The following is a 20,090-nucleotide window of genomic DNA, read 5'->3' as shown; positions in this document are numbered from 1 at the left end:
ATGACTCATTTAAACTCTCTTCTTAACTTGGATAGCCTTTGGTACGGCGCTCACATTGCAACGATGCAAGATGGCCGTTACAACGTCATTAAAGACGCCGCAATTGGTGTTGTCGGTAGTCGTATTGTTTGGTTAGGCCAAGCTTGTGATTTATCGAATTACCAAGCCAAAACAAAGCATGATCTTGGTGGTGGCTGGATCACTCCAGGGCTAATCGATTGTCATACTCACCTTGTGTTTGGTGGCAATCGTGCAGGAGAGTTTGAGCAACGCCTTAACGGCATCCGCTACCAAGACATTACCAAACAAGGCGGTGGCATTGCGTCTACCGTCAAATCAACACGCGAGACCAGCGAAACGGCGTTACTTGCCAATGCGAAACGTCGATTGACTCATTTGATGAACGACGGAGTCACCACGGTGGAGATCAAATCGGGTTATGGATTGTCACTAGAAAGCGAATTGAAAATGTTACGTGTGGCCACCCAGCTAGGCAATACGCTTGCGGTTACAGTAAAGCGTACCTGCTTGGCCGCGCATTCCATGCCCCCCGAATTTGACGACAAAGACGCATACATTGATTATTTATGCGACACGCTTTTACCCAAAATCGCTACCTTAGGTATGGCCGATGCGGTCGATGCATTTTGTGAAGGCATCGCGTTCAGCACAGAACAAGTTCAACGTTATTTTGAAACCGCACAAGCACTGGGCCTAGCCGTGAAAATTCACTCTGAGCAACTTTCGTCACTCGGTGGCACACGCATGGCGGCGTCCTTTAACGCCCTTTCTGCCGATCACATTGAGTTTATTGAAGAAGATGATGTTCTGGCCATGAAGCAATCCGGCACCGTCGCCGTATTATTGCCTGGTGCCTTCTACACACTGAAAGAAACACAATTACCGCCGATCCAATTATTACGTCAACACAACATTCCTATGGCAATCGCCACCGACGCCAACCCCGGCACTTCACCCGCTTTATCGTTACGCTTAATGATGAATATGGGCTGTACTTTATTTGGGCTAACTCCTGAAGAAACCTTAGCAGGCACCACCATACATGCGGCTAATGCATTGGGCATAGCCGATTCTCATGGCACACTGGAAATCGGGAAAGTCGCTGATTTTGTCTGTTGGGATGTGGAAAGCCCTGGAGAACTGAGCTATTGGTTAGGTGGACAGTTAATGAAACAACGAGTTCAACACGGAGTTCTCACTTAATGAACGGTATTACACGCCCCTTTGCATTTCGTTCGAGTGATACACCTGTGTTGGTCAGTATGCCTCATTCTGGTTTATTACTGACCCCTGAAGTCGAACGAGGTCTAACAGAGCAAGCAAAAAAACTACCCGATACAGATTGGTATCTCCCTGAATTGTATGATTTTTTAGAATCATTGGGGGTGGGCTGCATACAAGCAAATTACTCACGCTATGTGATTGATTTGAACCGCCCAGTGGATGACACACCGCTTTATCAGACCAAAACGACAGGTTTATTTCCTAATATTTTGTTTGATTCCAGCAATGTTTTTAACGAGGGTAAACAGCCAGAACAGCAACAAAAAGAACACTATAAAACGCACATTTGGCAGACATACCATACTCAAATCGCGCAGGAACTTGCACGCCTAAAAGATCAGTTTGGCTACGCCATTTTATTCGATGCTCACAGCATCACCGCCAACGTTCCGATGTTATTTGATGGCACCCTTCCTGATTTTAACTGGGGAAGCAACGAGGGTGTCTCTTGCGATATGGCACTCATTAATACGTTAGAAAACACTCTTGATGATCGTTATCACCAAGTTACCAATGGCCGCTTTAAAGGGGGTTATATCACCCGACACTTTGGTCAACCGGAACACGGGATTCATGCTATACAACTAGAACTTTCCCAAGCGACGTATCTTGATGCTAACGAGTTAAAGCATGGTGTATATAAAATAGATCCACATCAGCAACCTCTGATTAAAGATCAATTACAACGCCTCATTACATCTTTGTTACGATAACAAACTGCGCACTGTTTTATTAATAAATAGACATTTTTCACACAGCCTTTATAGTAGCCAGACTTTTCAAAAGCAGAATATAGGTATAGATCATGTCAGAAACGCCATCCGTTGATATCAGTAAACTGGAAAAACTACGTTCATCTTGGTTGCCTGCGGTTGAGTTTTTATTCGGCGAGCCCGTCGCTGAGGCGGAGTTTACAGGGTTTGAACTAAGAGCAGACACACAAGTCCCTTTTGCGTCTTTCCATGATGCGAATAAACCCTTCTCATATATTATAAACATACCTCAGAAAAGCTTAACAAACGACGTTCTGTTGCTTGCAGATATCATGCATGAATTGGCTCATGGTCTTTATCCACTTGGTCACAACGATCAAACCAATGGCCGTAAAACGACGGTTATTTGTGAAGGCGCGGCGGTTTATGGTTCTGTCGTGGCACTTAGACAAGTCTTTGGTGATGAGTGTGTCGATGAATATTTGAATGTATTAAGGGAGCAGGCTTTTAGCTATTACGATGCTTTTTCCTATGTAGCAGTGTTGTTAGCCGATGATCCTCTGGCAATTAAGAAACTACGAGGCATTCATCCATTTCTACAAGATGTAAAAAAATCGGATTTTACGGACGCTGAAGTAAAAGTGGACGTGAAGATAAAAGACATTCTATTAATGACCTTTCGTGCATAATCCTAAACGAAAAGTCGTTAATACGTTACACCAATAGACCTACTTTTTGCGGGTTATTGGACTGATTACGTTTTAAGTTCAAGACATCAAAACCTGACATCAAAAGCGCTTTCTATGCGAAAATGTGCAGCACGAGCCGGTGTTTCTCATTCTGCCCCTGCGCATCATTTTGATGGCCTAAAAGGATTAACATCGGCGATTTGTCAGGAAGGGTTTCAAATCTTTGCCCGTTCGATGCAAGATCAAATAGACAAAGCTAAGGATGATCCTTATGAGCGGCTTGTAGGAATGTGCGAAGGGTACATTTTGTTTTTCAATACAACCAAACATCTTCAAATATTAGTAAGTACTTGCAAACCCTTTAAATCAAATAAAATGGGTGACGAAAATCTGGAATTTGCTGTTTGGTCAATGATTCAAATTTATTGCAATTCGGGGAAATAGATCCTAGTGGAAGTACGAAAGGTGCAAAAATAAAATTAAGAAATATGCTCGCTATGTTAAATCTACAATCTACTTAATAAGTAATTTAAGAAGTAGACTGTTGAGTTAACGCACAATGTTTCTAAAAGTTAAGTTCACTCTCGGTTCACTGATTTTCGTCATTGGCGGCAGTCTATGTTGCCAAAAATCTTGAGTAGTCCCCGCCATAATAAGCAAACTACCATGCTCCAAAAAAACCGATACAGTATCGTTGGTGACTTTGTTTTTAAACGCAAATTTTCGTTCCGCTCCAAGGCTAACAGACGCAATCACACCATTCTTTTTCAGATCTTTCTCTCCATCGCTGTGCCAAGACACGCCCTCACTGCCATCATGATACAAATTCAACAAACACGTATTAAAGGTTTCTCCGAGCTTTTCTTCGACGATGGCTTTAATCTCCAATAGCTCTTGTGTCCAAGGCAAAGCCTGTCGAGTTATTTTAGAATAAGTATAGGTGAACGCACTATCAGCGTATAACGCAACTTTACGTTTAGTAATAATGTGCTTTCCAAGAATAATCGCTTCATCATTCCTCCATTCAATATTCTCCAACAAGCGAGCACAATAATGGTCGGCTTCATCAAGCGGAAATAATTCTCCATAATATTTAACAATACTGTCACCTTCTAAAAGGTTTTCAGGATGTTCAATGGATTCTCTAAATAGATTCATAATTTATCATGCCTATGAGGTCTCAACAATTCATCACTTTACCAAAAGGCTGGTTCAAAAACGCACTAAACATCGTCTTTTCTGCGAATAACCTTGGTGATATCTAGGTTTTTTATCCACAAATATTTTCGAGGCTTTCACTTACTTGTTAATAAATACCTTTTTTCTTTATGCGAGAGAAGTACTGAGAATAAGAACAAAAAAATGATAAAAAAAAGCAGACTCAATGCATTGTCGCATTCATCTGCTCTTTTAAGCTCTGTGAATATATTAAGCACGAGCTTTCAAATAATTCAACATAGTGTCCGCATCAGAAACTTCAAATGGATCCGCAGGTGCATCATCTTGGAAGCCAGCTTCAGAGAACATTTTCACAATTTCACCGTTCTCTACGTGCATAGCATAACGCCAGCTACGCATGCCAAAGCCCAAGTTATCTTTCTTAACCAGCATGCCCATTTGACGAGTAAAGTCACCGTTACCATCTGGTAAAAGGAAAACATTCTCTGCATTTTGGCTTTTGCCCCACTGATACATAACAAACGCATCGTTTACAGAGATACATACAACCGCATCAATGCCTTGAGCAGTAAATTCACTGTAAAGCTCTTCAAAACGTGGTAAATGAGACGTTGAGCATGTTGGAGTGAAGGCGCCAGGCAAAGAGAATACAACTACGTTTTTGCCTTTAAAAAGATCATCACTTGAAACGTCTTTCCACTCAAACGGGTTTGGACCACCCAATTCATCGTTACGAACGCGTGTTTTAAAAACAACACTAGGTACTGTATTTGACATGATATTGTCTTTCCTTTTCTATTGGAGAATCCGCTAAATAATACATTAGCACTGACTCATAAATTGGTATGAATTTATTTTTTTCAATTCTGCATTCGAATATTACTGTATTCAGATCGACTTTCAGGAAAAATTGCACGACTCTTAATCGTCTAGTTCTTCCCAGAATAACGAAACGCTTCTTTTGGCAAGTCATCAATCGATGCGTGAGGCATGTTACGATTCACCACAGTAATTTGTCCAAGGTGGATATCAGGAACATCAGATTCTTTTCATTGCTTAGGCCGTTGCGACGCCAACATCCTCACCCATCCCCATTGGAGTGGCATAAAGCTTCCTATACACAAGGCCAATGACGTCTTCAGCGTTCTTAACTTTAATTGACAACTTACCTATTGAAGGGGAGTCCTAATCACTTAATGATATTTTTTACTGGCGACCTCTCCCCATAACGATTCGATTTTTCTATCACGGCCACAACGAGTACGATAGTAAGTATAACGAATGGGGTTTTTCTTATAATAATTTTGATGATAGTTCTCTGCTAAATAAAACTCTTTGGCGACAAGAATTGGAGTGACAATGTCTTCTTTAAAGGGTTTGCTCTGGTTCACTTCTTCTAAGGAAGATTCAAAGACTTTCAGTTGCTCTTCGTTTTGATAAAATAGACCTGTAAAATAGGGGCTGCCCTTATCACAAAACTGACCTTTTGCGTCAGTAGGGTCAATGGTTTTCCAAAAATAATCTGTCAATGATTTTAAAGAAACGACCTCATCATCAAATGTGATTTTAACCGCTTCATAATGGCCTGTTTGTTTAGAAGAGACAGCTCGATAGCTTGGGTTTTTAACATGTCCACCAGTATAACCAGACACAACATCTAGTACACCTTCAATATTTTCGTAATCCGATTCGACACACCAAAAACACCCACCGGCCACAATCATAGTTTGTGTGTCAGCCTGAACTAAATGAGGACTAGTAAGCAGAAAAACACCAAACATATTTTTTATTAAACCATTCATTTTCATCATTTTTCTCTTAATATTGTGATTTGATTTCATTTAATTGGATGATGAAACCACCAGATCAACGCATCCTTTCATCACCTTAACTCACAGGCAAGATGAAAAACACGTAATCCTTAATCAATTATCCGTTGCATTAACTGTGGTTTTTCGTAAAAAATTGCCAATAGAGTAAGTCTTCATTTATAGTACGTCTCAACTGTGATTTTTTATTTTCCTTTGTCGTTTGAGCGCAAAAAACTCAAAAAGTTCACCTTTTATAAGAGATAAAAATACGTAACATTATTCTAAGAAACAATATTGCTTAAGGATATCGATATGCCCTCGAAAAAGCCTCTCACAATCAGCGTAAAACTTACTCTGGGATTCTGTATTGTTCTACTGATGATGCTAATTCTGACCGTTATCAGCATCAATCGAATGAATTTTATTAATGATACATTAACAGAAATCACGGACATAAATTCTGTTAAACAACGCTATGCCATCGACTTTAGAGGCAGCGTACATGATAGAGGTATTGCGATACGAGATGTCGTTCTTGTACGCACTAGCAGCGAAGTCGATTCTTTGGTTGAGTTGATCAACGATTTAGATGCTCATTACCAAGCATCGGCAAAAAAAATGGATCGTGCTCTTGAAGAACATATGGATATGTCATCCACTGAGATTGCCATTTTCGATGCGATCAAAGAAATTGAAGCGCATTCTATGCCTCTTATTCAACAAGTGATTCAACATAAAAGAAACAATGAGGTTGAAAAAGCAACTGCCGTATTGCTAAACGATGTAAGCCCTGCCATCGTGGAATGGCTAGAGATTATCAACGAATTCATTGACTATGAAGAAGCTGAAAACCAAATCGCTACACCAAAAGCACGTTTGGTAGCCAGTAGCTTCCAATTATGGATGATTTCCCTTACGGCTATTGCGGTTGTGATCAGTGCCTTTGTTGCCTACTTGATCAGTAGTAACTTAAAACGTTCCTTAGGTGGTGAACCTCAGGAAGCAGGTGATGTCCTAGCACACATCGCCAAAGGTAACCTTAGCGAAACCATCGATAATAACTACGAAGACAGCATGATGTCTTCTGTTGCTCTGATGCAAGTCAAACTCAAGCAAACGGTTGCTGAAATTACGCATGCTTCAATACAACTGTCTGAAGAAGCCATGATGGTTTGCATGGGGTCTCAAAAAGCACTCGATGCTTCTGAAAAACAGACTGAAATTACCGTTGAAGCATCTAGAAGTCTAGGTCAAATGGATGAAAGCATTAATGAAATCGCTCACATTGTGAAAAAAACGGATGAAAACTCCACACTAACCTTTGATTTGTCTCAAAAAGGCAGTGCATCCGTTATCGAAGTAGGTAAAGAAATTGCGAAAATTTCTGATACGGTCAAAGTATCAGCGGAGCAAGTCTCTGTACTCCAAGAACGCGTATTAGCAATTGGTAACATTGTTAATGTTATCCGTGAAATTGCCGACCAAACGAATTTATTGGCTTTGAATGCCGCCATTGAAGCCGCTAGAGCAGGAGAAACAGGCAGGGGGTTTGCCGTTGTTGCCGATGAAGTCCGTCAGCTAGCCCAACGTACGGGAACGGCCACGGGGGAAATTGAAAACATGATTAATAAAGTTCAAGAAGACACCCAAGCAACCGTAAAAGCCATGGAAACCATCGTCCCACAAGTTGAGATGGGTCTAACGTTAACTAAAGAGGCCAACGGTCTATTAGGTGATATACAAACCCAAGCAAAAGACTCCTTAACGAAAATTCGAGAAGTAGTAAATGCAACCAATGCTCAGGTGAGTATGATTGCCGACATCAGTAGCAGTGTTGAAGAAATAGCAACAATGTCACAACAAACCAACGCATCGTTACAGGACAACGCAAAAGCAGCAACGTCTTTAGAAAATTTATCCGCCACTCTGAAATCTCAAGTAAGCTATTTTAAACTCTAAACAAGATACCTTAAGTTCACATTGACAACACCAACAAGCATCAGAGATCGTAGCGATTCTCTGATGCTTTTTCTTATTTTCTTACCTCTCTCACCACAAGAGCCTACTTTCCAAAAAATGGATATTCTCTTAAATACTGAGTCACTTGTTAGTGTTCGCTGTCTAGGTATTCTTAGGAGGTTATCTGAGTGATGAAGTCCGATTTTTCTGAATACGTCGTTATGGCATAAGCAACCTTATACCACCTCCTCGTATTGCAAAAGCCATTACGGCCGACACAATTTTGCTTAATCGATATGATTCATTGTATATATTGTATACCGTTACCCAAAAGTCATGAGAACAATTAGGGCGCTTTCAACGTGCTATTACTCCTTGACTCCACCCTAATAAGTTACTTGACGTGAAAACGCATCAAACCCAATAGTTAATTCGCGCGGTAAACCAGAGAACCACCTGGCTCTCTGATTTTATTTACCATACAACTGACTGTTACAACACAAGCACTCTTAGTAAATGCGTTTCTCCGTACAATCAAGCTGATCGTCATCACTATCAAATAAGCTCGCTAAAAACCATTCTGATGGGTTTAAAACAAACCCTTGAGTCAACTCGATGCCGGAATGAACGTGAATATCACCAACCGTTTGGCTCAGTGAATTGGTGATCACAATGTCTTCGCTCACTACCTCACCCCCACTTAGTAAGTGTCTCGCGATTTCTTGATTATAAATGATCAATCGCACGTCATCCGCTTGTGTTACAGAGATGTCTTTCCCTTCAAAATCACCAGCCGCAAACTTAACCGCTTTAATTGAGCAATATTCGCTTTGGCTATTTCTGAGTAACATGACGCCATTTCCAACTGTGCCTCGTAAATGCAACAGACTTCCGGTTGTCGGTGAGTCAATATACACCGCCCCATAAGCATCTTCTGGCAACGGGTTCATACCAGAAAGAGATAGCTTCTCTGAAAGCGCTTTATCACTTGCGCACGCCATGACGCTTAACGCCCCAATCACTATAAATACTATGTTTAATACCGTTTGAATACGTATAAAACTCATTCTATTTCCCCTTAATTTACAGTGAATGAAGTGGATTCAATATCGTCATGACCATCACTTGACTGAAGGAGCAGCACGAAGAGAATCAAAAAACCAAAGACAGGCAGACAAATAATACTTATCCACCACCCAGAGCGATTCGTATCATGCAAACGACGCACAGTGATGGCTAAAGAAGGAACAAATAAAAGGATGCTGTACACACCTTCTAAAAACCAACTGGTATCCAACTGAATCTCCATTAAAATCAGCAGTGTTGTGATTATTAAATGGGGGATAAAAAAACACCAAAACGCTTCTCTCGAGGATTTTCCTGTAAAATCAGAAAAGCGTTTGAACGCATCCAAGTACCAAAACATTGTATTTACCTTATGAGTCCAATGAACTCTATCAAAAGTGAATGAGCGCCCCAGAGCCGTTTTGCTCTAGGAATGTCTACAAGGTGCGTTGATTTGAGTGATTTTTCGTCCTACATCGGGATATAGGACGTCTTCAATCACTATTTAGGACACAATTAATAACAATCAATACGACACAAAACCTTCAAGAAGCATTCTGTCTTCCAATTCGAGTGAGGTTGCCGTAAAGTAAAACGATAAAAAAGTGGACGCATTATGATCTCGATCCCTCTCCCATTTGTTATTACGCTCCTCCTAAGCATCTTGGCAGCGGTGCTTTACGTTCGCCAAGAAACGAAAGAAAAGCCTGCCTTTCTCTTCCTAACATTGTGCGCTCTCAGCACCGCCATTGTTGGAATGAGATGGACACTTGATCTCGCCATACTGCGTTTCTTACAGCCGCTTTTTGCGTCTTTAATCCCTGCAACAGCTTGGTATTGTTTTTCTCAAGCTCACGGTAAAAAGCACCTTCACTTTATGCATTTCATCGCGCCTTTAATGGTTATGATCGCGGCCCTTACTTATCCCTTTTGGCATCCACCGATCGATCCTGTCTTAACGTTACTTTATATAGGCTATGGTTTTGCGCTTATTAAAGCGTCTCTCAACTCAAAAGCCGTTCCGGAAAATGTCAGTTTTTCGGAAATAGAGAAAGCACAAAAAGCAGAACGTATTGCAGGTTTTATGTTGCTTTTTTCAGCGGCAATTGATGGCACTCTAGCCATTGATTTTGCTTTTTTTCAGGGCGAGCATGCCGTCTATATCCTTATGATCGGCCACACTCTGCTATTACCCGTTTTGTCTCTTGCCGTTATCATTGTTAGCTTGAGTATTCGCTCACATGACTACGACGAAGAACGATTATCAACCATTCAAATAAATCAAAAGAAAGACTCAATCGCACCTCAATCAGTAACCGTTGAAGGTAAAAAACACACGGACAAACCGCTTAAAGAAAAATCAAACAGCACGACTCTCGATGAGGCAGAAGTGGATGCTATTATCAAAAAATTGAATGGATTAATGACAGAGAAAGAGGTTTTTCTTGACCCAGATCTCACGCTCGACCGACTGGCTCGCAAGCTCATCATTCCTGCTAGACACATTTCAAATGCAGTAAATCAAGTATACGGTCGTAACATTTCTCAAGTGATCAATGAGTATCGTATCGAACGGGCAAAGCAACTATTAGAAAACACCCACGACCCGATTACCCAAGTGTATTTAAATTCAGGGTTTCAAACTAAATCCAACTTCCACCGAGAATTTACACGTATTACTCAAAAAACACCCAGCGCTTATCGACGTTCTCATAATCAATTACTTGAAGAATAAAGCATTAGTTCTCTGGTTGCTATAAGGGTACTTATACTAGGAACTTATTTGGCATTCCAGCAAGTGGAAACCGTTTTGACATTGCCGGTATGACACTGTGTGAAATGGAGAATGGTAAAATTACAGGCTTATGACATATAGAAGAAATAAGAAAGTTTATACAACAGCTTACCGCCAAGCCTTAAGCACATTCTTGCTTTACACAAAGTCGATGGTGTTCTATCCATCGATTTCTCTCTATAAAACTCTTTGCTCATCGCCTTAAATTGGTTTTTTCTTTGCTGAACTACAGTATCTAAAAAAAAACAAAAATTAACACAAATACTTACACTTGGAAACATTTAACGACGCTTTTGATAATTATTTTTCCAGTTAAAATCCTTAATATTCAACACTATAAAGACACCCTGTCTCTTTACGTGGACATTTTATCTTGTTTTTTTATAACATTAGTTTACATTGTTACGCTTTCTATAAGAAGCATCTTTCAGAGAGAAGTATGAAGTTCAATGTACTGGTGACGAAAGCCCTAATGGCCTGCTCGTTAATTGCCACAACGGTCCAATCAGAAGACATCGTTAATGTCGTTTCAATTAATAGTGGTACACAAAAAACCGTCGCCTCCGCATTATTCCGACAATATGAAGCCAGTAATCCGGATGTGAAAATTAATTTGATTACGCTTCCAGATGGAGAGTTCAAAACCAACCTTCCAAATTGGTTAAGCAGCAGTCAATCAGAATACGATTTGATTTTCTGGCATGGGGGAAATCGTCTCTTTAGTTTTGTAAAAGAAGATCAAATAGCACCTCTTAGTCAACTTATGGACACAAATACCGTTAAGAATTCTTTCACTAAAGGCAGTCTTGGGGCTATCACGCTTAACGATGAAATATACGCAGTTCCTACCTCTTATTATCAATGGGGAATGTATTACCGCAAATCCACATTCAGTGAAAATGGTATCCAACCTCCTAAAACATGGGATGATTTTATTCAAGCTGGCAATAAATTAAAGCAGAACGGCATTACACCACTGGCGCTTGGCAACTCAGGCAAATGGCCTGCTTCCGCTTGGTTTGATTATTTGGATTTAAGAATCAATGGTCTTGAGTTCCACACTGAATTATTACAAGGCAAACACTCTTTTAACGACCCGAGGGTAAAAAAAGTCTTCTCCCACTGGAAACGGCTCGTTGACGGTAATTTCTTTATGTCATTGCAGGATTCCGTTGATTGGAACGAGGCATTACCTTTTATCTATCATAATCATGCTGCCATGATATTGATTGGTAATTTCGTTTCTGGTGAATTAGCCAGCTACCTTCAAGACGACTTTGCTTTCATGCCATTTCCTACCATTGACCCTAATGTCCCCTTATACGAAGACGCGCCTCTTGACATTGTGATGGTGCCAAGTAACACCACAATCAGCAGCGGCCTAAAGGGATTAGTGTCCTACATGGCCTCATCATCATTCCAATCCCAATACAATCAAGATATGGGAATGATTCCACCCCACGTAGACGCCAAAATATCTGATGGTGCTTTTATCAAAGAAGGGGCGAAATTACTTGGGTCAGCAGCAGGCTTAGCCCAATTTTTTGATCGAGATACTCAAAGTGCCTTTGTTGAGCCTGCATTAGATGTCTTTGCTCGGTTTTTAACATCAGCAGACATCAAACGCGCTCAATCAGAGTTAGAGCAGCTAAGACAAACACACCTAATAACGTCTAAACCCTAGGGAATAAAAGTGTAAAAATGAAGATTAAGCAAAAGTTAAACCTTGCTGTATTAATTGCAATAACCGTAACGTTATTGGTTTCTGCGGCAGTCACCATCTACATAAACCAACAGAAATTAATCGAGGCAGTCCACATTGGCGCTAATAGCAGTGCCAAACGATTAGGTATCACTCTGTCTAGCCCACTTTGGAAAATGGACATAGACACAGCAAAGAAAGTCGTGGTCTCTGAGCTTGGTACAAACGAATTGGTTGCTGTTGATGTATTAGGCAGCGACAACAACACTCTTTTCGCTTTTGAACTAAACGATAAAACGGGTCAGATCATTGAAGAGCCGTTTAATGGTGAAAGTTATTTGACGAAAACCGAAACCATCTATTTTGAAATCAAAGGTGAGCGCTTTGAAGCTGGTAAATTAAACCTTTACTTTACCAAAGCCAATATTAACGACACTCTAAACAATGAGATTATCAACCGTCTCTTACAAGTGATTATCTTAATTTTGATCATGCTGATCATTCTGCCCCTCTTAATCAACAAAATTATTATCACACCATTGGATAATATGAAAAGTCGTGTTTTCAACATCGCTAAAGGCGAAGGGGATTTGACTCGGCGGGTGACGACAGACGGCAATGATGAGTTAAGTGAACTGGGGGAAGGCATTAACCTGTTTATTGATAACGTACATACTATTATTAGTGAACTAAGTGATGTTGTTCAAGTCATGGATAACAGCACAAAACAAGGAAAAGACACCACACTTCAACTGAATCAATCCGTTGACTTACTTAGTGACGAAGTCAAACAAATCGCCGACTCAATGAATGAAATTAGCCATACATCACGAGATGTCTCATCACAAACCAGTGAATTAGCAGGAACGCTTGGCGAAACGAACCAAGTGGCGGTTGATGGCAGCGCATTCATCGACTCCGCAGCAGATATGACAGGGTCATTATCTGAGTCTGTGAAGAACTCCAGTGTACAAATGGCGGAGTTGGATACCCACACTCAAGAAATTGGCTCTGTCGTAACCGTCATAGAAAGCATCGCACAACAAACTAATCTACTCGCATTAAATGCCGCAATCGAAGCCGCACGGGCGGGTGAACACGGCCGTGGTTTTGCCGTTGTGTCCGATGAAGTAAGGTCATTAGCGCAGAAAACTCAGAACTCGGTTAGTGAGATTATTAGCATTGTCGACCATCTACAACAATTGTCCAAAGTTACCTACTCTGCAATGGACAACAGCTTACAAAAAGCGGAATCCAGCGTGCAATCGGTGAAAAGTGCTGGCGAGTCGTTTGGCCATATATGTCAATCGGTTCAAAAGAATCTTACACGTTCCGATATGATTGCCACCGCAGCCGAAGAACAATCCGAAACACTGCATATGATCGAAAAGAACATTCAAGAAATTATTCGTATTAATGATGAAACTCAACGAATATCCTCTGATAACGCTCAATTAAATGAAGACATCGTAGACTCCAGCCAAAAACTTGCAACTTTGGTGTCCAAATTTAAAATTTAAATCAGAGAATACTCACGAATAAAGCATCAAGATAAAGGGCCTTTCTGATTCTCATATGAATCAAACAAGCGCCCTTTTTTGTGCTTCAAAATCAAGACATACACGACGGGCCTCATTTGACTGCGTAAACCATGTAAAAAATTTTCTTTCCTTCATCTGCTATGATGAAACACCGTTTATCACTTTTAGAAAAATCACGCCTAGAGGCTAAGTGATGAGTCCAAGAGCCAACAACTGCTGTCGTTATATTACGTTATGCACTACATAGTATTAGCATTCAATCGCATTTACAGCTAAACCGCCGCGCGATGTTTCTTTGTATTTGTCTTGCATATCCATGCCAGTGTCCCACATGGTTTTGATCACTTTATCCAATGAAATAAAGTGGTCTCCATCACCACGCAACGACATTTGAGTCGCATTAATCGCTTTCATTGCAGCAATCGCATTTCGTTCAATACAGGGGACTTGAACTAAGCCACCAACAGGGTCACAAGTGAGACCTAAGTTATGCTCTAAGCCGATTTCAGCTGCATTCTCTACCTGCTCTGGCGTACCGCCCAATATTTCGCAAAGCCCTGCTGCCGCCATAGCACAAGCCGATCCGACTTCGCCTTGGCAACCTACCTCAGCACCAGAAATGGACGCATTTTTCTTACATAACGCCCCAATTGCCGCTGCCGCTAATAAGAAATCCACCACATTCTCTTCTTGTGGATTTGGTATAAACTCCATGTAATACATTAACACGGCAGGAATAATACCCGCTGCGCCATTCGTCGGAGCAGTAACAATGGACCCTCCGCCTGCATTTTCTTCGTTCACTGCAAGAGCGTATAAATTTACCCAATCCATCGCACCTAATGTCGAGCTAATCACATTGGGATTGCGAGAGTGTACCAAAGATTGATGTAACTGCTTAGAACGTCGCCTAACATTTAACCCTCCTGGTAAAATGCCTTCTTTCTCAATACCTTTGGCAATACAGGCTTTCATAGTGTCCCAAATAGCACGTAGGCCATCTCTAACCTCCGCTTCGGAACGCCATACTTTCTCATTTTCCATCATCAATTGGCTGATGGTTAAATTATGTGTTTTGCATAGGTCAAGTAATTCAACCGCATTGTTGAAGTCATAAGGCAACTCTACCTGAGGAACCAGATGCACATCTTCTACGGCTTCACCTTCATCAATAACAAAACCACCGCCGATAGAATAGTAGGTATTTTTAAACAAGAGAATGTCATTTGAATCATAAGCAAAGAGCGTCATTGCATTAGGATGAAAATCTAAATTTTCTTCCACAAAGTTCATGTCTCTCTGCCATATGAATTCAATAGGAAACCGCTCCAATAACAACAAAGAGTTGTTTTCTTTTAGTTCATTTACCACGGGGATAATTGTTTCTGGATCAATGCTCTGTGGACGCTTTCCCATCAAACCAACAATAACGGACATGTCCGTTCCATGCCCTACACCGGTTGCACTTAACGAGCCATAAAGATCGACTTTTATCCGTGTTACATCCTGAGCAATGGCTTGTTTATCTAATGATTCCACAAACTGGGCGGCAGCAATCATTGGCCCGACGGTGTGAGAACTGGAAGGTCCCACACCAATTTTAAAAAGATCGAAAACAGAAATCGACATACACACCCCATGGCGTTAATGACGCCATAATAAAAATTAGCTACTAAAAACCACTGTACGACTACCGTTTAAAAAGACCCGTTTTTCAATGTGATAACGGATGGCATTAAACAACGTTATACGCTCAACATCTTGCCCTTTGGATATTAAATCTTCTGGGTAAAACGCATGGTCAACTGTTTGAATGCCTTGAGTAATAATCGGCCCTTCATCAAGATCATTATTGACATAATGTGCAGTTGCCCCCACCATTTTGACGCCTTTTTCCCATGCTTGATGGTAAGGACGCGCACCTTTAAAGCCCGGCAGTAAAGAGTGATGAATATTGATGGCTTTGCCGTTGAGCTGCTCGCACATCCAAGGGGACAGCACTTGCATGTAACGCGCTAATACCACCAATTCTGTATCGTATTCTTCCAACAGCTTAATAATTTGAGCTTCTTGTTCTGACTTCGTTTCTGCCGTAATAGGCAAATGGTAATACGGAATCCCATGCCACTCTGCCAACGATTTTAAATCAGGATGATTTGAAATAATGACGGGCACTTCAATATTCAACTGGCCTGTACGATGGCGATACAATAAATCATTTAAACAATGATCGTATTTGGATACCAAAATCGCGACACGTGGGCGATGCTCAGGTTCAGTCAACTCCCATGTCATCTCAAATGCTTCAGCACGAGGCGAAAATTCCTTATCAAACTGAATCGCATTAAACTTGTCGTCTTGAGGTTGGAACTCAATGCGAATAACAAATCGTTTTGATACGTGGTCATCAAAAGAGTGGATCTCATCCACGTAATTGCCCGCTTCAGCCATAAAACGAGTGACCACATCCACCGTCCCCAATCGGCTTGGGCAATTTGCGGTAAATATCCAAGGTTTCTTAATATGAACCATATTATTACTCCGAATAAGATGCGCAATTCATTAACACGTATGAAAAATGATACGCTAAAACGAGGCGCGACCCGCCCTGAATTAGAACGAGCCGCATTCATAGACAGAATTTAGGCTTCAATAACTAAACCAAACTCACGGCTAGCATCTTGTATCCATAACCAAATGTAATCAGAAAAGCTTCGACGAATAATCAATTCAAAACGTAAGTCACCTGTACGTCGCATAATCACCGTACTTTTCGCAAACAACGTTGAAACCACTTTTCCGACTGGAAATTCTGATTGATGCAAATCGACAGAAACGGATTTTTTCAACATTTCCACCACATTATCACCAGAAACTTCCAGTACCGTTGAACCACCACTGCTGTTGACTAAAGAGTAATGTCCTGGCATTTCTGCACGAAATTTGGTCTCTACATCAAAAGCGTCTAAACCTGGAACCAAAATCAGCCACTCATCTGGAGACAACCAACGAATTGAGTAATTTTCTGACTCAACTGAGGTTAATGGAGACAATGGCAACGCAAGGCCCAAAACTTTTTCTACAGCCGCTTTTTGCGCTTCATCATTCTGATTACAACGTAACGTTAAATGACCTAACAACTTGTGTTCACGTAAATGAACACCACCTTGTTTTGGCCCTTTTGACGCTAATGTGGCAAGGTCAGCATGATGTAACGGAGACTGCCCTTGTATCTCAGAAGAAGGCAATTGATTCATAACCTCCGCTTTAACCAGTACGGCTTTTTCTTCCTTTGGTGTTGTTTTAATCTCAGACATTTTGACGCTCCCCTTTTGGATCTAGGAAGATTGGGCTACAGATTTCCGCTTCGATTACAGAACCGTCAACCAATGGATAGAAGACACTTTCTCCCATTTTACTTAAGCCATCTTTCACAAAGCCCATCGCAATACTGTGGCCCAAATTTTCACTCCAATAGCTGGACGTGACGTGACCAACCATAGGCATAGGAATGGGTGCATTTGGATCCAATACTCCTTGAGAACCTTCAGGTATAACTTTTTTAGGATCTTTCGTTTTTAGGCCAACCATTTGTTTGCGTCCATCACGAATGCAATCTTGCCGAGCCATACCACGCTTACCAATGTAGCTAAACGGTTTCTTATTAGAGACACACCAGCTCATGCCTAAGTCATGAGGATGTACTGAACCATCCGTATCTTGACCGGCAATGATAAAACCTTTTTCCGCACGCAATACGTGCATGGTTTCTGTTCCATAAGGCGTTAAATTGTATTTTTCACCGGCTTCAAACAGTTTTTCCCAAACATGCATACCGTAATTGGCTTGTACGTTAATCTCGAATGATAACTCTCCTGTGAAAGAGATACGAAACACACGAGCCGGTACACCAGCGACCGTTATCTGCTTCCAATCCATATAAGAGAAATTGTCGTTCGTCACATCGTAATCAACCAACTCTGATAGCAACTTACGACTGTTCGGTCCAGAAATCGTCAAGGTTGACCAATGATCCGTCACGGTGTTGAAATACACATTCATCTCAGGCCATTCCGTTTGATGATAAAGCTCAAGCCATTCCAACACTCTGGCAGCACCGCCCGTTGTCGTAGTCATCAAGAAGTGTTGATCACCTAAACATGCAGTAACACCGTCATCAAATACCATGCCGTCTTCGCCACACATCAGACCGTAACGACACTTACCAACTGCCAATTTAGCCCATGCATTCGAATACACACGGCCAAGGAATTCACGTGCATCTTTACCTTGGATGTCAATTTTACCCAAAGTAGACGCATCCAAAATACCAACACTTTTACGAACAGCCACACACTCTCTGTTCAATGTTTCTTGCATCGTCTCAGCACCTTGAGGGAAGTACCATGGGCGCTTCCATTGACCCACATCCTCAAATTTCGCACCACGCTTAAGATGCCATTTATGCATCGCTGAATAACGTTTTGGATCAAATAACTCACCACAATGACGACCAACAATCGCACCAAATGTAATCGGCGTATAATTTGGGCGGAAAATAGTTGTTCCAGTTTCTGGTATGGTTTTATCCAATGCTTTCGCAGCAATAGCCATACCATTGATGTTGCCCAATTTACCCTGATCCGTACCAAAGCCCATTGCAGTATAGCGTTTCACATGCTCTATTGATTCAAAACCTTCACGACACGCCAACTCAATACCCGCCGCCGTGACATCGTTTTGATAATCAACAAACTGTTTTGGTGCTTTTGACGTCGATTTTACATGAGGAATGTGGAACAAAGACATTGGTGCATCTGGCGTTAAGTCCTCGGTCGTTGGCACGTCCACTTTTGCTGCTGTCATACCAAGTTCACTCAATGCTTTTTGCCCTGCTGATAGGCCTTCACTTAATGCATCAGCAAGATCATATTGACCATTAATACCACCCGCTGTAAGTTGCTTTTGAGCCGTTTTACCCGGCAAAAAACCAACAACCTCATCGCTCCAGATAGGACGGCTGCCAGTATGACAAGACAAGTGAATAACAGGGCTCCAACCGCCCGTCGTTGCAACCGTATCCGCACTTAATACTCTTACGGCACCCGTCAGTTTATTGCCATTTTGACTCAATGGCGCAATCGAAACGCCCGTGACACGTTTGCCACCCTGAACGTCGATCACCGCTGAACCAAGAATAATATTTAACCCACGGTCACGAGCCACTTGAGCACGTGCACCGTTCGACGCAGGACGAGTATCAACAATCGCTGCCACTCGTTGGCCAGCATCATGCCAATCCAACGCGGCCTGATAGCCATAATCGTTGGTTGTCATTAACACCAATTCTTTACCTGGAACCACACCGTAACGATTAATGTAGGTTGATACGGCACTTGCAACCATACAACCGGGAACATCATTATTACCGTATACTAATGGGCGATCATGTGCTCCCGTCGCCAATACAACCCATTTCGCACGTACTTTGTGTATACGTTGACGAACTTGCAGTACTGGCGCGATGTCCGCTAGATGGTCAGTACAACGTTCGTGAATGGTGACAAAGTTATGATCGTGATACCCATTCACGGTAGAGCGTGGTAATAGCATCACGTTGTCTAACGTTGATAGCTCTTCCACAACCACACTTACCCATTCAGTTGCCGGTTTACCATTAAACAATTCTCTCGTGTTTAACAGACAACCACCGAACTCATTATGCTCATCCGCAATAATTACGCGAGCACCACCACGTGCCGCCGTTAAGGCCGCCATTAAGCCCGCTGGACCAGCACCAACAACTAACACATCACAATGCTGGTTGATGTTGTCGTATGTATCGGGATCATTTTTTAACGGAGAACGACCAAGGCCAGCGGCTTTACGGATCACAGTTTCATAGTTATGCCACAAGGACTGAGGGAACATGAACGTTTTATAATAAAAACCTGGTGGCATTAGGTTTCCACCTAATTTACCGACCATCCCCATCAAATCAGTATCAACACTTGGCCAGCCATTTGTCGATGCAGACACCAAACCATTAAACAGCTCTTGTTGCGTTGCTCTAACATTAGGCACTTGCGTCGCTTCGGTTGCGCCTAATTGCAAGATAGCATTTGGCTCTTCTGCACCCGCAGCCACAATGCCACGAGGTCGGCTGTATTTGAAACTACGACCAACGACGTCAATACCATTCGCCAGCATTGCAGAAGCCAATGTATCCCCATGAAAACCTTGATATTCTTTTCCATTATAGAAAAAAGTGAGGGGCTGAGAGCGGTCGATTCGGCCCCCATTTTGAAGGCGGTTTTGCTGTGTCATGATT

Annotated in this window: 18 protein-coding genes and 1 pseudogene; 10 read left to right on the top strand and 9 right to left on the bottom strand. The window is 41.7% G+C overall.

The annotated features are described in order from the left end of the window. From hutI to ACMUMJ_RS05970, 4 genes are all read left to right on the top strand, one after another. Positions 1-1,224: an imidazolonepropionase gene (gene hutI, locus ACMUMJ_RS05985; RefSeq protein ID WP_414677885.1), complete on the top strand. Its 1,224-nt coding sequence runs from the start codon at positions 1-3 to the stop codon at positions 1,222-1,224. Continuing rightward, complete coding sequence (gene hutG / locus ACMUMJ_RS05980) at positions 1,224-2,018, top strand: N-formylglutamate deformylase (protein ID WP_414677884.1); 795 nt, start codon at positions 1,224-1,226, stop codon at positions 2,016-2,018. The genes hutI and hutG overlap by 1 nt, the downstream gene beginning before the upstream one ends. Positions 2,019-2,110: 92 nt before the next feature. Then, positions 2,111-2,707: a hypothetical protein gene (locus ACMUMJ_RS05975; RefSeq protein WP_414677883.1), complete on the top strand. Its 597-nt coding sequence runs from the start codon at positions 2,111-2,113 to the stop codon at positions 2,705-2,707. A 114-nt stretch (positions 2,708-2,821) separates the two neighbouring features. After that, on the top strand, positions 2,822-3,151 hold the full coding sequence (locus tag ACMUMJ_RS05970) for a TetR/AcrR family transcriptional regulator (protein ID WP_414677882.1): 330 nt from the start codon (positions 2,822-2,824) through the stop codon (positions 3,149-3,151). 105 nt (positions 3,152-3,256) lie between these two features. On the opposite strand, the gene ACMUMJ_RS05965 is transcribed toward ACMUMJ_RS05970, so the two are convergent. The 3 genes from ACMUMJ_RS05965 to msrA all read right to left on the bottom strand — a co-directional run bounded on the left by ACMUMJ_RS05965 (position 3,257) and on the right by msrA (position 5,697). Continuing rightward, positions 3,257-3,865, bottom strand: coding sequence for an alpha-ketoglutarate-dependent dioxygenase AlkB family protein (locus tag ACMUMJ_RS05965; RefSeq protein ID WP_414677881.1), 609 nt, complete (start codon positions 3,863-3,865; stop codon positions 3,257-3,259). A gap of 270 nt (positions 3,866-4,135) precedes the next feature. After that, positions 4,136-4,663, bottom strand: a complete 528-nt coding sequence (locus tag ACMUMJ_RS05960; RefSeq protein WP_414677880.1) for a peroxiredoxin — start codon at positions 4,661-4,663, stop codon at positions 4,136-4,138. Positions 4,664-5,079: 416 nt separating this feature from the next. Continuing rightward, entirely contained in the window at positions 5,080-5,697 is a 618-nt protein-coding gene (gene msrA / locus ACMUMJ_RS05955; RefSeq protein WP_414677879.1) for a peptide-methionine (S)-S-oxide reductase MsrA, read from the bottom strand. Between the two features lie 312 nt (positions 5,698-6,009). On the opposite strand from msrA, the gene ACMUMJ_RS05950 reads away from it, so the two are divergent. After that, positions 6,010-7,656 carry a methyl-accepting chemotaxis protein gene (locus ACMUMJ_RS05950; protein ID WP_414677878.1) on the top strand — a complete coding sequence of 549 codons (1,647 nt, stop codon included), beginning with the start codon at positions 6,010-6,012 and terminating at the stop codon, positions 7,654-7,656. Between the two features lie 509 nt (positions 7,657-8,165). On the opposite strand, the gene ACMUMJ_RS05945 is transcribed toward ACMUMJ_RS05950, so the two are convergent. Together ACMUMJ_RS05945 and ACMUMJ_RS05940 are read right to left on the bottom strand one after the other, a co-directional pair. After that, complete coding sequence (locus ACMUMJ_RS05945; protein ID WP_414677877.1) at positions 8,166-8,723, bottom strand: hypothetical protein; 558 nt, start codon at positions 8,721-8,723, stop codon at positions 8,166-8,168. Positions 8,724-8,734: 11 nt separating this feature from the next. Next, on the bottom strand, positions 8,735-9,082 hold the full coding sequence (locus ACMUMJ_RS05940) for a DUF805 domain-containing protein (protein WP_414677876.1): 348 nt from the start codon (positions 9,080-9,082) through the stop codon (positions 8,735-8,737). 255 nt (positions 9,083-9,337) lie between these two features. Here ACMUMJ_RS05940 and ACMUMJ_RS05935 point away from each other — a divergent pair, with 255 nt between their 5' ends. From ACMUMJ_RS05935 to ACMUMJ_RS05920, 4 genes and pseudogenes are all read left to right on the top strand, one after another. Next, positions 9,338-10,456, top strand: coding sequence for a helix-turn-helix domain-containing protein (locus tag ACMUMJ_RS05935; RefSeq protein ID WP_414677874.1), 1,119 nt, complete (start codon positions 9,338-9,340; stop codon positions 10,454-10,456). Positions 10,457-10,488: 32 nt separating this feature from the next. Continuing rightward, positions 10,489-10,590 (top strand): annotated as a pseudogene (locus ACMUMJ_RS05930) (hypothetical protein); the annotation flags it as partial. 365 nt (positions 10,591-10,955) lie between these two features. Next, positions 10,956-12,200, top strand: a complete 1,245-nt coding sequence (locus tag ACMUMJ_RS05925; protein WP_414677873.1) for an ABC transporter substrate-binding protein — start codon at positions 10,956-10,958, stop codon at positions 12,198-12,200. 17 nt (positions 12,201-12,217) lie between these two features. Beyond that, the gene (locus ACMUMJ_RS05920; protein ID WP_414677872.1) at positions 12,218-13,738 is read left to right on the top strand and encodes a methyl-accepting chemotaxis protein; all 1,521 of its coding nucleotides are present in this window, start codon (positions 12,218-12,220) and stop codon (positions 13,736-13,738) included. Positions 13,739-14,008: 270 nt separating this feature from the next. On the opposite strand, the gene ACMUMJ_RS05915 is transcribed toward ACMUMJ_RS05920, so the two are convergent. Together ACMUMJ_RS05915 and purU are read right to left on the bottom strand one after the other, a co-directional pair. Continuing rightward, positions 14,009-15,388 carry an L-serine ammonia-lyase gene (locus ACMUMJ_RS05915; protein WP_414677870.1) on the bottom strand — a complete coding sequence of 460 codons (1,380 nt, stop codon included), beginning with the start codon at positions 15,386-15,388 and terminating at the stop codon, positions 14,009-14,011. Positions 15,389-15,424: 36 nt separating this feature from the next. Beyond that, complete coding sequence (purU, locus tag ACMUMJ_RS05910; protein WP_414677868.1) at positions 15,425-16,291, bottom strand: formyltetrahydrofolate deformylase; 867 nt, start codon at positions 16,289-16,291, stop codon at positions 15,425-15,427. Here purU and ACMUMJ_RS05905 point away from each other — a divergent pair. Further along, on the top strand, positions 16,283-16,405 hold the full coding sequence (locus tag ACMUMJ_RS05905; protein ID WP_414677867.1) for a hypothetical protein: 123 nt from the start codon (positions 16,283-16,285) through the stop codon (positions 16,403-16,405). The two genes, purU and ACMUMJ_RS05905, sit on opposite strands and share 9 nt — an antisense overlap. On the opposite strand, the gene ACMUMJ_RS05900 is transcribed toward ACMUMJ_RS05905, so the two are convergent. Continuing rightward, positions 16,402-17,076, bottom strand: coding sequence for a sarcosine oxidase subunit gamma (locus ACMUMJ_RS05900; RefSeq protein ID WP_414677866.1), 675 nt, complete (start codon positions 17,074-17,076; stop codon positions 16,402-16,404). The genes ACMUMJ_RS05905 and ACMUMJ_RS05900 overlap by 4 nt on opposite strands. After that, entirely contained in the window at positions 17,069-20,086 is a 3,018-nt protein-coding gene (locus ACMUMJ_RS05895; RefSeq protein WP_414677865.1) for a sarcosine oxidase subunit alpha, read from the bottom strand. The genes ACMUMJ_RS05900 and ACMUMJ_RS05895 overlap by 8 nt, the downstream gene beginning before the upstream one ends. Positions 20,087-20,090: the final 4 nt, after the last annotated feature.

Origin of the sequence: Marinomonas phycocola (genome assembly GCF_047525455.1) — a bacterium.
Taxonomy (GTDB): domain Bacteria; phylum Pseudomonadota; class Gammaproteobacteria; order Pseudomonadales; family Marinomonadaceae; genus Marinomonas.
This window is presented reverse-complemented; position numbering and strand designations above follow the sequence as displayed.

What these genes read in the sequence shown, in the direction of transcription:
- hutI (WP_414677885.1), top strand. Translation starts at nt 1, where the DNA reads ATGACTCATTTAAACTCTCTTCTTAACTTGGATAGCCTTTGGTACGGC.
- hutG (WP_414677884.1), top strand. Translation starts at nt 1,224, where the DNA reads ATGAACGGTATTACACGCCCCTTTGCATTTCGTTCGAGTGATACACCT.
- ACMUMJ_RS05975 (WP_414677883.1), top strand. Translation starts at nt 2,111, where the DNA reads ATGTCAGAAACGCCATCCGTTGATATCAGTAAACTGGAAAAACTACGT.
- ACMUMJ_RS05970 (WP_414677882.1), top strand. Translation starts at nt 2,822, where the DNA reads ATGCGAAAATGTGCAGCACGAGCCGGTGTTTCTCATTCTGCCCCTGCG.
- ACMUMJ_RS05965 (WP_414677881.1), bottom strand. Translation starts at nt 3,865, where the DNA reads ATGAATCTATTTAGAGAATCCATTGAACATCCTGAAAACCTTTTAGAA.
- ACMUMJ_RS05960 (WP_414677880.1), bottom strand. Translation starts at nt 4,663, where the DNA reads ATGTCAAATACAGTACCTAGTGTTGTTTTTAAAACACGCGTTCGTAAC.
- msrA (WP_414677879.1), bottom strand. Translation starts at nt 5,697, where the DNA reads ATGATGAAAATGAATGGTTTAATAAAAAATATGTTTGGTGTTTTTCTG.
- ACMUMJ_RS05950 (WP_414677878.1), top strand. Translation starts at nt 6,010, where the DNA reads ATGCCCTCGAAAAAGCCTCTCACAATCAGCGTAAAACTTACTCTGGGA.
- ACMUMJ_RS05945 (WP_414677877.1), bottom strand. Translation starts at nt 8,723, where the DNA reads ATGAGTTTTATACGTATTCAAACGGTATTAAACATAGTATTTATAGTG.
- ACMUMJ_RS05940 (WP_414677876.1), bottom strand. Translation starts at nt 9,082, where the DNA reads ATGTTTTGGTACTTGGATGCGTTCAAACGCTTTTCTGATTTTACAGGA.
- ACMUMJ_RS05935 (WP_414677874.1), top strand. Translation starts at nt 9,338, where the DNA reads ATGATCTCGATCCCTCTCCCATTTGTTATTACGCTCCTCCTAAGCATC.
- ACMUMJ_RS05925 (WP_414677873.1), top strand. Translation starts at nt 10,956, where the DNA reads ATGAAGTTCAATGTACTGGTGACGAAAGCCCTAATGGCCTGCTCGTTA.
- ACMUMJ_RS05920 (WP_414677872.1), top strand. Translation starts at nt 12,218, where the DNA reads ATGAAGATTAAGCAAAAGTTAAACCTTGCTGTATTAATTGCAATAACC.
- ACMUMJ_RS05915 (WP_414677870.1), bottom strand. Translation starts at nt 15,388, where the DNA reads ATGTCGATTTCTGTTTTCGATCTTTTTAAAATTGGTGTGGGACCTTCC.
- ACMUMJ_RS05905 (WP_414677867.1), top strand. Translation starts at nt 16,283, where the DNA reads ATGAACCATATTATTACTCCGAATAAGATGCGCAATTCATTAACACGT.
- purU (WP_414677868.1), bottom strand. Translation starts at nt 16,291, where the DNA reads ATGGTTCATATTAAGAAACCTTGGATATTTACCGCAAATTGCCCAAGC.
- ACMUMJ_RS05900 (WP_414677866.1), bottom strand. Translation starts at nt 17,076, where the DNA reads ATGTCTGAGATTAAAACAACACCAAAGGAAGAAAAAGCCGTACTGGTT.
- ACMUMJ_RS05895 (WP_414677865.1), bottom strand. Translation starts at nt 20,086, where the DNA reads ATGACACAGCAAAACCGCCTTCAAAATGGGGGCCGAATCGACCGCTCT.